Source organism: Streptomyces sp. NPDC015127 (assembly GCF_043080095.1).
In the GTDB taxonomy this organism is placed as follows: domain Bacteria; phylum Actinomycetota; class Actinomycetes; order Streptomycetales; family Streptomycetaceae; genus Streptomyces.
Genome location: NZ_JBIBVE010000010.1, coordinates 177,898 through 191,017 on the forward strand (window position 1 = coordinate 177,898; position 13,120 = coordinate 191,017).

10 protein-coding genes are annotated in these 13,120 nt (G+C 71.9%); 7 read left to right on the plus strand and 3 right to left on the minus strand.

Annotated features, from left to right (window positions below; all coding sequences use genetic code 11):
• Window positions 1–69 precede the first annotated feature (69 nt).
• Window positions 70–1,743, plus strand: coding sequence for an FAD-dependent oxidoreductase (locus ACF08N_RS21030; protein ID WP_392326150.1), 1,674 nt, complete (start codon window positions 70–72; stop codon window positions 1,741–1,743).
• Between the two features lie 387 nt (window positions 1,744–2,130).
• Window positions 2,131–3,486 carry an NADP-specific glutamate dehydrogenase gene (gdhA, locus tag ACF08N_RS21035; protein WP_392326151.1) on the plus strand — a complete coding sequence of 452 codons (1,356 nt, stop codon included), beginning with the start codon at window positions 2,131–2,133 and terminating at the stop codon, window positions 3,484–3,486.
• Window positions 3,487–3,571: 85 nt separating this feature from the next.
• Here gdhA and ACF08N_RS21040 read toward each other — a convergent pair whose 3' ends face one another.
• The 3 genes from ACF08N_RS21040 to ACF08N_RS21050 all read right to left on the minus strand — a co-directional run bounded on the left by ACF08N_RS21040 (window position 3,572) and on the right by ACF08N_RS21050 (window position 6,544).
• Window positions 3,572–4,399, minus strand: a complete 828-nt coding sequence (locus ACF08N_RS21040; protein ID WP_392326152.1) for an endo alpha-1,4 polygalactosaminidase — start codon at window positions 4,397–4,399, stop codon at window positions 3,572–3,574.
• Window positions 4,399–5,079 carry a TetR/AcrR family transcriptional regulator gene (locus tag ACF08N_RS21045; RefSeq protein WP_392326153.1) on the minus strand — a complete coding sequence of 227 codons (681 nt, stop codon included), beginning with the start codon at window positions 5,077–5,079 and terminating at the stop codon, window positions 4,399–4,401. Before ACF08N_RS21045 ends, ACF08N_RS21040 begins: the two co-directional genes overlap by 1 nt.
• A 430-nt stretch (window positions 5,080–5,509) precedes the next feature.
• On the minus strand, window positions 5,510–6,544 hold the full coding sequence (locus ACF08N_RS21050; RefSeq protein WP_392326154.1) for a LacI family DNA-binding transcriptional regulator: 1,035 nt from the start codon (window positions 6,542–6,544) through the stop codon (window positions 5,510–5,512).
• Window positions 6,545–6,897: 353 nt separating this feature from the next.
• Here ACF08N_RS21050 and ACF08N_RS21055 point away from each other — a divergent pair, with 353 nt between their 5' ends.
• The 5 genes from ACF08N_RS21055 to ACF08N_RS21075 all read left to right on the plus strand — a co-directional run bounded on the left by ACF08N_RS21055 (window position 6,898) and on the right by ACF08N_RS21075 (window position 12,964).
• Entirely contained in the window at window positions 6,898–8,169 is a 1,272-nt protein-coding gene (locus ACF08N_RS21055) for an extracellular solute-binding protein (RefSeq protein WP_392326155.1), read from the plus strand.
• Window positions 8,170–8,276: 107 nt separating this feature from the next.
• Entirely contained in the window at window positions 8,277–9,275 is a 999-nt protein-coding gene (locus tag ACF08N_RS21060) for a carbohydrate ABC transporter permease (RefSeq protein WP_392326156.1), read from the plus strand.
• 22 nt (window positions 9,276–9,297) lie between these two features.
• Window positions 9,298–10,209 carry a sugar ABC transporter permease gene (locus ACF08N_RS21065; RefSeq protein WP_392326157.1) on the plus strand — a complete coding sequence of 304 codons (912 nt, stop codon included), beginning with the start codon at window positions 9,298–9,300 and terminating at the stop codon, window positions 10,207–10,209.
• 47 nt (window positions 10,210–10,256) lie between these two features.
• Window positions 10,257–11,906, plus strand: coding sequence for a glycoside hydrolase family 13 protein (locus ACF08N_RS21070; protein ID WP_392326158.1), 1,650 nt, complete (start codon window positions 10,257–10,259; stop codon window positions 11,904–11,906).
• Window positions 11,894–12,964: a LacI family DNA-binding transcriptional regulator gene (locus ACF08N_RS21075; RefSeq protein ID WP_392326159.1), complete on the plus strand. Its 1,071-nt coding sequence runs from the start codon at window positions 11,894–11,896 to the stop codon at window positions 12,962–12,964. The genes ACF08N_RS21070 and ACF08N_RS21075 overlap by 13 nt, the downstream gene beginning before the upstream one ends.
• Window positions 12,965–13,120 lie beyond the last annotated feature (156 nt).

The following is a 13,120-nucleotide window of genomic DNA, read 5'->3' on the forward strand; positions in this document are numbered from 1 at the left end:
ACCCGAAGCACCTTCCCGGGGGCATGGAAACGTCGTCCACTGTCCGGCGGCCGCAGCAGGAGCTGTTCGATGCAACAACACGCTGAAGTACGCGTCCCTGTCCTCGTCGTGGGCGGCTCCCTTGTGGGCCTGTCCATGTCACTCTTCCTCGGCCGGCTCGGCATCGAGCACATGCTCGTCGAGCGGCACGCGGGCACGTCGATGCACCCGCGCGGCCGTGGCAACAACGTGCGCACCATGGAGCTGTTCCGCACGGCCGGCGTCGAGGACCCCATCCGGGAGGCCGGCCGGATCCTCGCCGACAACCACGGCATCCTCCAGACGCCCTCCCTCACCGGGGGCGGCGGCGAATGGCTGATCAAGGAGGTGCAGCACAGCAGCGGCGCGGCCCGCTTCAGCCCGGCCCCCTGGTGCGTGTGCAGCCAGAACGACCTGGAACCGGTGCTGCTCGAACACGCCGTCAAGCACGGCGGCGACCTGCGGTACTCCACCGAGATGCGCTCCTTCGAACAGGACGACGCGGGAGTGACGGCGGTCGTCGAGGACCGGACGACGGGCCGGCTCGCCACCGTGCGCGCGGACTACCTCGTCGCCGCCGACGGGCCGCGCAGCCCGGTGCGGGAACGGCTCGGCATCGGCCGGTCCGGGCCGGGCGACCTGTTCCACAACGTGAGCATCACGTTCCGTTCGCGCGGTCTCGCGGCCGTCGTCGGCGACCGCCGCTTCATCGTCTGCTACCTCACCGACCCGGCGGCCGACGGTGCCCTGCTGCCCGTCGACAACGCCGAGAACTGGGTGTTCCACGCACCGTGGCAGCCCCAGGACGGCGAGACGCTCGACGACTTCACCGACGAGCGCTGCATCGCGCACATCCGCAGGGCCACCGGCGCCCTCGACCTGGACGTCGAGATCACCGGCAAGGCGCCCTGGCACGCCGCCGAACGGGTCGCCGAACGGTACGCCGACCGCCGCGTCTTCCTCGCCGGGGACTCGGCCCACGAGATGTCCCCGACAGGTGCGTTCGGCTCCAACACGGGTATCCAGGACGCCCACAACCTCGCCTGGAAGCTCGCCGCCGTCCTGAACGGCACCGCGGGCCCCGGCCTGCTGGAGACCTACGACGCCGAGCGCCGACCGGTCGCGGTGGCCACCAGCAAGCGGGCCTCCGCCCGCTCCGAGGAGCACAGCCACCCCGGCTACGCCCCCGAACCCGGCCCCGGCGGCGCTCCCGGCGGCGGCAAGCAGAGCGGGATGCTCACGGTCGCGCTCGGCTACCGCTACCGCAGCGGCGCCGTCCTGGGCGCCGACCCCGAACTGCCCGTCGTCGGCCGCCAACTGGCCCTCTCGGGCGAACCCGGCAGCCGCGCCCCGCACCTGTGGGTGCACCGCACCGGCGAGAGCCGCATGATCTCCACCCTCGACCTCTACGAGCGCTCCTTCGTGCTGCTGAGCGACGCCGGCCCCGGTGGCGGCGCCTGGCACGCGGCCGGCCTGCGCGTCGGCGCCCGGCTGCGCGTCCCCCTCGACGTGTACCGGATCGGCGAGGGCCCCGACGCCGACCTGGTGCCCGAGACCGGCGTCGACTGGCGGGCCGCGCACGGCACGACCGGCGAAGGGGCCCTCCTCGTACGGCCGGACGGCTTCGTCGCCTGGCGCTCGGCGGGCTCCGTTCCCGACCCCGAGGCCGTGCTGGCCGACGCGCTGGAGGCGTTGCTCCACCGTTCACCGGCGGGTCGCGGCTGAGCCCCGACGGCCTGATAGCGTCCGAGGGGAGGCTTGGGGGGCTGTCCGGCGGATCTTGGCCGGGGCCACGACGCCTGGCACGGCGCCTCGCTGCGTTGCCGGAGTGCCCTCATAGCGGAGCTATGAGGGCACTCCGGCGCCTGGCGATGCACCGCACCAGACGCCGCGTCCTGTCCGGCCCTGATCCGCCGGACAGCCCCCTCGCCGCCTCCCCTTTCCCGTGCCGGAGCCCGGCCGGAGGGGCCCCGGTGAGGAGCCGGGGGCGTCGTGCGGGGCCGCCCGTATGAACCCCCAGGGCCGAACGGCCGTACTCCTCGCCGGCAACGACACCGGACCACCGTCCCGGCCGGGCACCGACGGCGCCCGCCGGGCAGGAAGGGACACGCTGTGACAGCTTCACCCGCGAAGGACCGGCAGACCGCTCTCCGCACCGAACTGGAGCGCCGCAACCCGGGCGAGCCCGAGTTCCACCAGGCGGCCCGCGAGGTCCTGGAGAGCCTGGAAGCCGTGTTCGCCGCGCGTCCGGAGTACGCGGAGCCGGGTCTCGTCGAGCGGCTCTGCGAGCCCGAGCGGCAGATCATGTTCCGGGTGCCCTGGCAGGACGATCGCGGCGCGGTCCACGTGAACCGGGGATTCCGGGTGGAGTTCAACAGCGCGCTCGGCCCCTACAAGGGCGGCCTGCGCTTCCACCCCTCGGTGAACCTCGGTGTCGTGAAGTTCCTCGGCTTCGAGCAGATCTTCAAGAACGCGCTCACCGGACTCGGCATCGGCGGCGGCAAGGGCGGCAGCGACTTCGACCCCCGAGGCCGCTCGGACGCCGAAGTCATGCGCTTCTGCCAGTCGTTCATGACCGAGCTCCACCGCCACATCGGCGAACACACCGATGTGCCGGCCGGAGACATCGGTGTGGGCACCCGCGAGATCGGCTATCTCTTCGGCCAGTACCGGCGCCTGACCAACCGCTGGGAGGCGGGGGTGCTCACCGGCAAGGGACTGGGATGGGGCGGCTCCGCCTTCCGCACCCAGGCGACCGGCTACGGCAGCGTGCTGTTCGCCGCCGAGATGCTGAACCGGCGCGGCGAGGAGCTCGCGGGACTGACGGCCGTGGTCTCCGGCTCCGGAAATGTCGCCGTCCACACCATCGAGAAGCTGACGGACAGCGGTGCCCACCCCGTCACCTGCTCCGACTCCCAGGGCTGCCTGGTCGACGAGAAGGGCATCGACGTCGAACTCCTCAAGCAGGTCAAGGAAGTCGAGCGCGGACGCGTCAGCGACTACGCGGACCGCCGCGGGTCCTCCGCCCGCTATGTGCCGGGCGGCAGCGTGTGGGACGTGCCCGCCGACCTCGCGTTCCCCTCGGCCACGCAGAACGAACTGGAGGCGCGGCACGCCCTCACCCTCGTACGCAACGGAGTGCGGGCGGTCTCCGAGGGCGCCAACATGCCCTGCACGCCCGAGGCGGTGCGCATCCTCCAGGACGCGGGCGTCGCCTTCGGCCCCGGCAAGGCGGCCAACGCCGGCGGTGTCGCCGTCAGCGCGCTGGAGATGCGCCAGAACGCCTCCCGCGAGGCGTGGGAGCCCGCGCGCGTGGAGAAGGAACTCGGCCTGATCATGGGCGACATCCACCGTGTCTGCTACGAGACGTCCGAGCGCTACGGCGTGCCCGGCGACTACGTGGCCGGCGCCAACATCGCGGGCTTCGAGCGGGTCGCGGACGCGATGCTGGCCCAGGGTCTCGTCTGACCATCGCGGTTGCTCCGCCCACCGGCCGCCGATTCGTCGACGGCGCGCACGGGGGCGGAGCACCCGGCCGGGGCGGAGGCGGCGTTCAGCAGGTCCTGCGGACGTGGCCCGGCTCCCCGGCCGGGCGCACGTCGCGGTCGCGCAGGACGACGGACAGCCGCCCGCCCCTCGTGCGGCACGCGGTCGCGAAGTCCCCCTGCTCGTACTCCACGTCGAAGACGCGGCCGTCGTGGGCGCGGGCGAAGTCGGGGCACTCCTCGTAGCGCGCGCACTCCTCCACGACCGCGAAGTCGAAGCCGATGTCCTCGCGCGCGCCGAGCAGTCCGGCGGTGTTCTTCTGGGCGATCGCGAGCCCGCGCGCGTGCGCCCGGTCCGCCAGCAGCCGGGCGAAGTCACGGGCGTCGGCCTCGGTGAGCAGGCCGTCCGAGCGGGTGTACGAGTCGAGGTTGTCGGGCTCGACCGCGTCGAATCCGCGCCGCGCGCAGCCGTCGATCCACGGCCCGACGACACCGAGCAGCGAGCGGCGCTTGGCGGCCGACGAGATGTCGAGCAGCGGCTCGTCCCAGTCCTCGTCGACGACGGGCTCCCCGTCGCGCCCGCGCAGCAGAAGGTCCGGGTGGTTCTTCCGCCACCAGGCGACGGCGTCGCCGGGCTGTGTCTGGAAGGCGTTGACGTAGCAGATGTTGTACAGGCCGGGTACGGGCTCGGCGGCGCGGTCCCGGGAGACGGCCTCGACGTCGCCGGCCGGCGGATAGGCGCCGCCCAGCTGGTAGTCGAACACCGCGCCGGGCGGCGGGAGGCGCACGCTGTCGCCGCCTGGGCCGGGTGCGGGGTCCGTGGTCGTGGAGCACGCGCCGAGCAGCGTCAGCAGGACGGTGGCGGCGGCGACGCGCACCCGGGGGAGTGCGCGCATCAGCCCTCTGCTCCGGCGTCCCCGGCACGCTCGGCACCGGCCGGGACTGCCGGCTCGGCCACGAGCGCGAGCACCTCGGCCTCCGCGCGGGCGGCGGCCACTCCCGCCGCGACGAGTGTCGTGATCGCGGTCGCCCGCCCGTTGTCCTTCCAAGCACAGGCGTTGACGCTCTCAAGGAGCGACAGCGTCAGGGACTCCAGGGCCGCGCTGAGGGCGGGCGCCGGGACGTGGGAGTGGAACGAACCGGCCGCCTGGCCGCGCTCCAGGATCGCGTTCACCGTGGTGCGCGCGGGGGAGAGGACCTCGGTGACGCGCTCGACGCCGAGATCGCGCCGGGCAAGGGCGATCAGCATCCGGTAGCGGTCGCCGACCGGCCAGATGGTGAGCACGAAACGGGCGAGCGCGCGCTCGGCCGGCTCGTCCGGCGCGCCCGCTGCCGTGAACGCGCCGACAGCGGCCCGCAGGGCCTCCGCGGCCTCGTCGGCGAGCGCCTCCAGCAGGGCCGTTCGCCCAGGGAAGTGGCCGTAGACGGTGCGGCGCACGACACCGGCGGCCCGCGCGATCTCCTCCAGCGTGGTGTCGGGGCTGAAGGCCAGTTCGCTCCGTGCGACGGTGAGGATCCGGGCGCGGTTGGACCGCGCGTTGCGCCTCTGCGGCTCGCGGGCGGCGGGCTTCGTCACAGCAGTACCTCGTGGCCGGGGTCCCGCGGCGGCTCCCGCGGACGGATCTTCATGGTGGCACGGGGCGGCCGGCCACCCCAACGGCGCCGTACCGGACGCCGCGGCCGCCGGGCCGGCTGACGGAGAGCCGTGACGATCCTTCGGCAGCCGGAAGCGGCCGGGGGACGGACGGCGAGACGGGCCCCGCGCGCGGTGCCGGAGTCGACGCGGGCGACCGGCTCGTCGCCGTCGCGGCGACCGCCCGGGGCGGCATCACGCCCACCGCCGCCTGACGGTCGGCATGCCCGTCGCGGCCGGCCGTGCCGGGCAGCGGAGCGGTACTCGATGACGCGGGCCGCCGTCGGCCGGGCAGCGGAGCCGTGCCCGACGGCGCGGGCCGCCCCCTGGTCCGGCTCGGCCTCCGTGCCTGGCCGCACTCGGCCCGGCCCCGTCACTGGTCGGAGTTGGACCTCTTCGTTCCCGACGCGGTCGAGCCGCGGACCACCAGCTCCGGCATGAACACGAACTCGCTGTGGGGGGCCGGCGTGCCGCCCACCTCCTCCAGCAGCGCGCGCACCGCGGCCTGGCCCATGGCCTGCACGGGCTGGCGGATCGTGGTCAGCGGCGGGTCGGTGAACGCTATGAGCGGCGAGTCGTCGAAGCCGACCACCGAGATGTCCTTCGGCACGTGCAGCCCCTGCTGCCGCGCCGCGCGGATGGCGCCGAGCGCCATCATGTCGCTGGCGCAGACGATCGCCGTGCAGCCGCGGGCGATGAGCCCGGACGCGGCCGCCTGGCCGCCCTCCAGCGTGTAGAGCGAGTGCTGGATCAGCTCCTGCGACTCCTCGGGGGTCAGGCCCAGCCGTTCCTGCATCGCGGCCTGGAAGCCCTCTATCTTGCGCAGCACCGGCACGAACCGCCGGGGCCCGAGCGCGAGGCCGATCCGGGTGTGGCCGAGCGAGACCAGGTGGGTCACCGCCAGATGCATGGCGGCCCGGTCGTCGGGCGAGACGAAGGGGGCCTGCACCTTGGAGGAGAAGCCGTTGACCAGCACGTACGGCACGCCCTGGGCCCGGAGCCGGTCGTAGCGCTCCATGTCGGCGGTGGTGTCGGCGTGCAGGCCGGAGACGAAGATGATGCCGGAGACGCCCCGGTCGACCAGCATCTCGGTGAGCTCGTCCTCGGTGGAGCCGCCGGGCGTCTGGGTAGCGAGGACGGGGGTGTACCCCTGGCGGGTCAGCGCCTGGCCGATCACCTGCGCCAGCGCCGGGAAGATGGGGTTGTCCAGCTCGGGGGTTATCAGGCCGACCAGGCCGGCGCTGCGCTGGCGCAGCCGCACCGGCCGTTCGTAGCCGAGCACGTCGAGTGCGGCAAGGACGGACTCACGGGTGGCCGCGGCCACACCGGGCTTGCCGTTGAGCACGCGGCTGACTGTGGCTTCACTGACCCCCGCCTGGGCTGCGATGTCGGCGAGCCGCGCGGTCATGTCAGTGGACTGTACCGGGCGTACGGGGGATTGCCCACCACGCACGGGATTCGGTCGGTTCCGGTGCGATGACGGAAGCGTCCGGACAGGGCTCTGCAAAGCCTTGCGGGGTGCTTGCGGGCACCTTGCAGCACGGGGCACCCTGTGTCGGGGGACCTGTGTCAAGCGATCCGATGGCAACTCTCCGGACACACGAATGTAACGATCACCAGTCCTTGCAGAAATTTGCCGCAAGGTCTTTCCGATGCTTTTCAGCCCTGTTACGTTCCTGGACAACCCGGCGCCGCGAGGGAGCGGTCGGCGGGAGGCACGTCTTCGCCTCCGCCCTTCCGGGCACAGTTGAAGGAGTTCACATGCGGCGTGGCATAGCGGCCACCGCGCTGGTAGCGGCACTGGCCCTCTCGGCGACGGCGTGCGGTGGGGGCAGCGGCGAGAGCAAGGCAGACGGCCCGGTCACCATCACGTGGTGGGACACCTCGAACGCGACCAACGAGGCGCCCAACTACAAGGCCCTCATCAAGGAGTTCGAGGCGGCCAACAAGGACATCACGGTCAAGTACGTGAACGTCCCCTTCGACCAGGCCCAGAACAAGTTCCAGACCGCGGCCGGCAGCAAGGGCGCCCCCGACATCATCCGTGCCGACGTCGGCTGGACCGGTGCCTGGGCCAAGTCCCAGTTCCTCGCCCCGCTCGACGGCACCGAGGCCCTGAAGAACTCCGAGGACATCACGCCCGCCCTGCTGAAGCAGGCGCAGTACGAGGGCAAGACCTACGGCGCGCCGATCGTCACCGACACCCTCGCGCTCATGTGGAACAAGGACCTCCTGAAGAAGGCGGGCTTCGAGGCGGCGCCCACCACCTGGGACGAGCTGAAGAAGGTCTCCAAGGCGGTCGCCGACAAGACGGACGCCGACGGCTTCTGGCTGAACAAGGCCGGCTACTACCAGATGCCGTTCCTCTACGGCGAGGGCGTCGACCTGATCGACTCCGAGGGCAAGAAGATCACCGTCAACTCGGACAAGGCCGCCAAGGCCATCGAGACGAGCAAGAGCCTGCTCGCCTCCGATGGTGTCGCCAAGCTCGACGTCTCCGCCGACGCCTACGCCCACATGCAGGACGCCTTCACGACCGGCAAGGTCGCGATGATCGTCCAGGGCCCGTGGGAGCTCACCAACATCTACAAGGGTGCCGCGTTCAAGGACGCGAAGAACCTGGGCATCTCCACGGTCCCGGCCGGCTCGACCGGCACCGCGGGCGCCCCGATCGGCGGCCACAACCTGTCGCTCTACGCCGGTTCCGACGCCGCCCACCAGAAGGCCGCGCAGAAGTTCATCGGCTTCATGACCTCCGGTGAGACCCAGGCGAAGATCGCGCTGAAGAACAGCACCCTGCCGACCCGCACCTCCGCCTACACCGCCGAGGTCAAGGCGCTGCCCGGCTTCGCCGACATGCAGACCGTGCTCGCCGAGAGCGGCAAGGCCCGCGGCTCGGACCCGAGCTACAGCTCCCTGTACACCGACTTCGAGACCAACGTCACCAAGATCCTCCAGGACAAGGTGAGCGTGCAGAAGGGCCTGGACGACACCGCCGCGGCCTACAAGAAGCTGCTCCAGGACTACTCCTGAGCGAAGCGGCCGGCCCGCCCTCCTGACGGGGCGGGCCGGCCGCACAGCCGCGTCCCGACCGACTCCCGCAGTCAACTGCCGAGAAGAACGCCGAGAAGGTGCCGAAGATGACCGTCGCCGCTGAGGGCGCAACCGCCGCCGAGCGCGGGCGCGCCCCGCGCCCCGGGCGCTTTGCCCGCATGAAGCTGTCGTACGAGAAGAACTGGTACGCCTGGGCCATGGTGGCCCCGGTCGTCCTCGTGCTCGGCGTGCTGGTGCTGTATCCGCTCGTCCGCGGCATCTACCTGTCGATGACCGACGCCGACAGCACGAACATCGGCCGCACCATCGGCGTCAACAAGATCCCGGACTCCTTCTCCTGGGTCGGCCTGGACAACTACACGCAGATCCTTTCCGGCGCCGACGGCCAGTTCTGGCCGCACTTCGCCTGGACGATCGTGTGGACCGTCGTCTGCGTCGCCTTCCACTACGGCATCGGGCTCGGCCTCGCGCTGCTGCTCAACCGCAAGCTGCGCGGCCGCACCTTCTACCGGCTCGTCCTGATCCTGCCGTGGGCCGTGCCCACCTTCGTCACCGTCTTCTCCTGGCGGCTGATCCTCGCCGACGAGGGCGGCATCCTGAACACCGCACTCGGCTGGCTGCAGTTGCCGCAGCCCGGCTGGCTCAGCGACGTCGTCTGGCAGCGCGCGTCCGCCGTCATGGTCAACGTCTGGGTCGGCGTGCCCTTCATGATGGTCTCGCTCCTCGGCGGCCTCCAGTCCATCAACGGCGACCTCTACGAGGCGGCCGAGATGGACGGCGCGAGCGCCTGGCAGCGGTTCCGGCACGTCACACTGCCCGGTCTGCGCTCGGTCAGCTCCACCGTGATCCTGCTCGGCGTCATCTGGACCTTCAACCAGTTCGTCGTGATCTTCCTGCTCTTCGGCGCGACCGGTGCCCCCGAGGCACAGATCCTCGTCACCTGGGCGTACCGCCTCGGCTTCGGTCAGGACCCGCGCGACTACGCCGGCTCGGCCGCGTACGGCGTGATCATCCTGTCGATGCTCATCGTCTTCGCCTCCTTCTACCGGCGCTGGCTCGCGCGCAACGAGCAGTCCGCCGCCTGACGCCGACAAGGACACCACCGACATGAGCACCCTCACCGAACGTCCCGCCGCAGCCCCGTCGAAGCGCCCCGCCCGCCCTGCCGACCGGACGGACGGCCGCCGCCGCGGCGAGCGCAGCCGCGGCGCCTCGATCGCCATCCACGCCACCCTGATCGTGGCGAGCTTCATCGCCTTCTTCCCGGTCGGCTGGATCGCCTGGATCTCGCTCGGCCCGGACAAGACCGACTTCCTCCACCCCGACGAGATCGCCGGGAAGATCAGCTTCGAGAACTACTCGGCCGTGCTCGCCGACACCCAGTTCCTCACCTGGTTCGGCAACTCGATGATCGTGGCCCTCGGCACGTGCGTGCTCGGCGTGTTCATCGCCGCCAGCTCCGGATACGCCGTCTCCCGGATGCGCTTCCCCGGCTACCGCCAGCTGATGTGGACCTTCCTGGTCACCCAGATGTTCCCGGTCGCCATCCTGATGGTGCCGCTCTACAAGATCGTCGCCGACCTGGGCCTGCTGGACACCTACGGGGCCCTCATCCTCGTCTACTGCACCACGGCCGTTCCGTACTGCGCCTGGCTGCTCAAGGGATACTTCGACACCATCCCGCACGAGATCGACGAGGCGGGCCGCGTCGACGGACTCACCCCGTTCGGCACCTTCTACCGGCTGATCCTGCCGCTCGCCCGGCCCGGCCTCGCGGTGGCCGCCTTCTACACCTTCCTCACCGCATGGGGCGAGGTCGCCTACGCCTCCGTCTTCATGCTCAGCGAGGGCAAGTACACCCTGTCGATCGGCCTGACCACCTTCGTCAGCCAGTACGACACCCAGTGGGACCTGATGGCCGCCACCGCGGTCCTCATCGCCCTGCCCGCGTCGCTCGTCTTCTACCTCGTCCAGCGCCACCTGGTCACCGGCCTCACCGCCGGCGCGGCGAAGTCCTGACGCGCCCCCGACCTTTTCCCGTCCGCCATCTCTTACTCAGGGAAGACATGACCCAGCACCTCGCTGCCCCCGCGCACACCCTCGACAGCACCCGGCCGGGCTGGTGGCGCGACGCGGTGATCTACCAGGTCTATCCGCGCAGCTTCGCCGACGGGAACGGCGACGGCATGGGCGACCTCGACGGAGTGCGCAGCCGGCTGCCGTACCTGAAGGACCTCGGCGTCGACGCCGTCTGGCTCAGCCCCTTCTACGCCTCCCCGCAGGCCGACGCGGGCTACGACGTGGCCGACTACCGTGCCATCGACCCCATGTTCGGCTCGCTCCTCGACGCCGACGCGCTCATCCGCGACGCCCACGCGCTGGGCCTGCGCATCATCGTGGACCTCGTGCCCAACCACTCCTCCGACCAGCACGAGTGGTTCAAGCGCGCACTGCGCGAGGGCCCCGGGTCGCCGCTGCGGGCCCGGTACCACTTCCGCCCCGGCAAGGGGAAGAACGGCGAACTCCCGCCCAACGACTGGGAGTCCATCTTCGGCGGCCCCGCCTGGACGCGCACCGCGGACGGCGAGTGGTACCTCCACCTGTTCGCACCCGAGCAGCCCGACTTCAACTGGGAACACCCCGCCGTCGCCGACGAGTTCCGCTCCATCCTGCGCTTCTGGCTCGACATGGGCGTCGACGGATTCCGCGTCGACGTCGCCCACGGCCTGGTCAAGGCCGACGGCCTGCCGGACCTGGGCAGCCACGACCAGCTGAAGCTGCTCGGCAACGACGTCATGCCGTTCTTCGACCAGGACGGCGTGCACGCGATCTACCGCAGCTGGCGCAAGATCCTCGACGAGTACCCCGGCGAGCGGATCGCCGTCGCCGAGGCGTGGACGCCGACCGTGGAGCGCACCGCGAACTACGTGCGGCCCGACGAGCTGCACCAGGCGTTCAACTTCCAGTACCTCGGCACCCCGTGGGACGCGGACGAGCTGCGCGCCGTGATCGACCAGTCGCTCGCGGCCATGCGGCCCGTGGGCGCCCCCGCCACCTGGGTGCTGTCCAACCACGACGTCACCCGGCACGCCACCCGCTTCGCCAACCCGGCGGGTCTCGGCACCCAGATCCGCACGGCCGGCGACCGCGCACTGGGGCTGCGCAGGGCCCGCGCGGCCACGCTGCTCATGCTGGCGCTGCCCGGCTCCGCGTACATCTACCAGGGCGAGGAACTCGGCCTGCCCGACGTCACCGACCTGCCCGACGAAGTCCGCCAGGACCCGTCGTTCTTCCGCGCCGCCGGCCAGGACGGCTTCCGCGACGGCTGCCGCGTGCCGATCCCGTGGACCGCCGAGGGCTCCTCGTACGGCTTCGGCAGCGGCGGCAGCTGGCTCCCGCAGCCCGACAGCTGGGCCGCTCTCAGCGTCGAGACGCAGACCGGCGATCCCGACTCCACGCTGGAGCTGTACCGCAGCGCCCTCGCGGTGCGCCGCGCGCGGCCGGAGCTGGGCGCGGGCGACGCGGTGGAGTGGCTTGAGGCCCCCGACGGCGTGCTCGTCCTGCGCCGTGGCGGCTTCGTCTGCGTGGCCAACACCACCTCCGATCCCGTCACCCTGCCCGCCTACGGGCAGTTGCTGCTGGCCAGTTCGACGGTGAAGGCCACCGGCAGGACGGCCGAGATCCCCGCCGACACCACCGCCTGGTGGGCGGTGTGACGGTCCCTCCGCCTCGGGGCGACGCCACGCACGCCGTCCCGAGGCTCGCCGACCTCGCCCTCCAGGCCGGGGTCAGCGAAGCCACCGTCAGCCGGGTGCTCAACGGCAAGGCGGGTGTCGCGGCGACCACCAGGCACCGGGTCCTCGCCGCGCTCGACGTGCTCGGCTACGAGCGGCCCGTACGGCTCAAGCGGCGCAGCGCCGGTCTGGTCGGGCTCGTCATCCCCGAGCTGACCAACCCGATCTTCCCGGCGTTCGCCCAGGTCATCGAGCAGGTGCTGGCCGGGCACGGGTACACGCCCGTGCTGTGCACGCAGATGCCGGGCGGCGCCACCGAGGACGAGCTGGTGGAGCAGCTGGAGGAGCGCGGCGTCACGGGCATCGTGTTCCTGTCCGGGCTGCACGCCGACACCTCGGCCGATCCGTCGCGCTATGTGCGACTCGCCTCCCGGGGCGTGCCGTTCGTCCTCATCAACGGCTTCAACGAGCGGGTCGACGCGCACTTCGTCTCGCCCGACGACCGCTCGGCGGCGCGCATGGCCGTGCGCCATCTCGTGGAGCTGGGGCACGAACGCATCGGCCTCGCCGTCGGCCCCACCCGCTATGTGCCCTCCCGCCGCAAGGCCGAGGGGTTCACCGCGGCCCTCCACTCGCTGCTCGGCGTCCCCCACGAGGAGGCCCAGCACCTCATCCGGCGCACGCTGTTCTCGGTGGAGGGCGGCCAAGTGGCCGCCGGCGCGCTGCTCGACGCGGGCTGCACCGGCATCGTGTGCGGCAGCGACCTGATGGCGCTCGGCGCGATCCGCGCCGTACGCGGCCGCGGTCTGGACGTGCCGCACGACGTCTCGGTCGTCGGCTTCGACGACTCGCCGCTCATCGCGTTCACGGACCCGCCGCTCACGACGGTGCGTCAGCCCGTGCAGGCCATGGCGACGGCCGCGGTGGACGCGCTGATCGAGGAGATCGACGGAAATCCGGTGCAGCGCACGGAGTTCGTCTTCCAGCCCGAGCTTGTGGTCCGCGGTTCCACCGGGGCTCCTTCCGGCCGCGGCGCCTGACGGGACCGGTCCGGCCGGCCGGGCGCGTAAGGGCCCGGCACGGACCGGGACCCCCGGCCGGCGCGGACCCCGTGGAAGCCACCCACTCGGGGTGACCACCAACGGCCCCTGCCCCGGATCAACCACGGCCCCGTCAAGGGCCGGACCGGAGTCTGG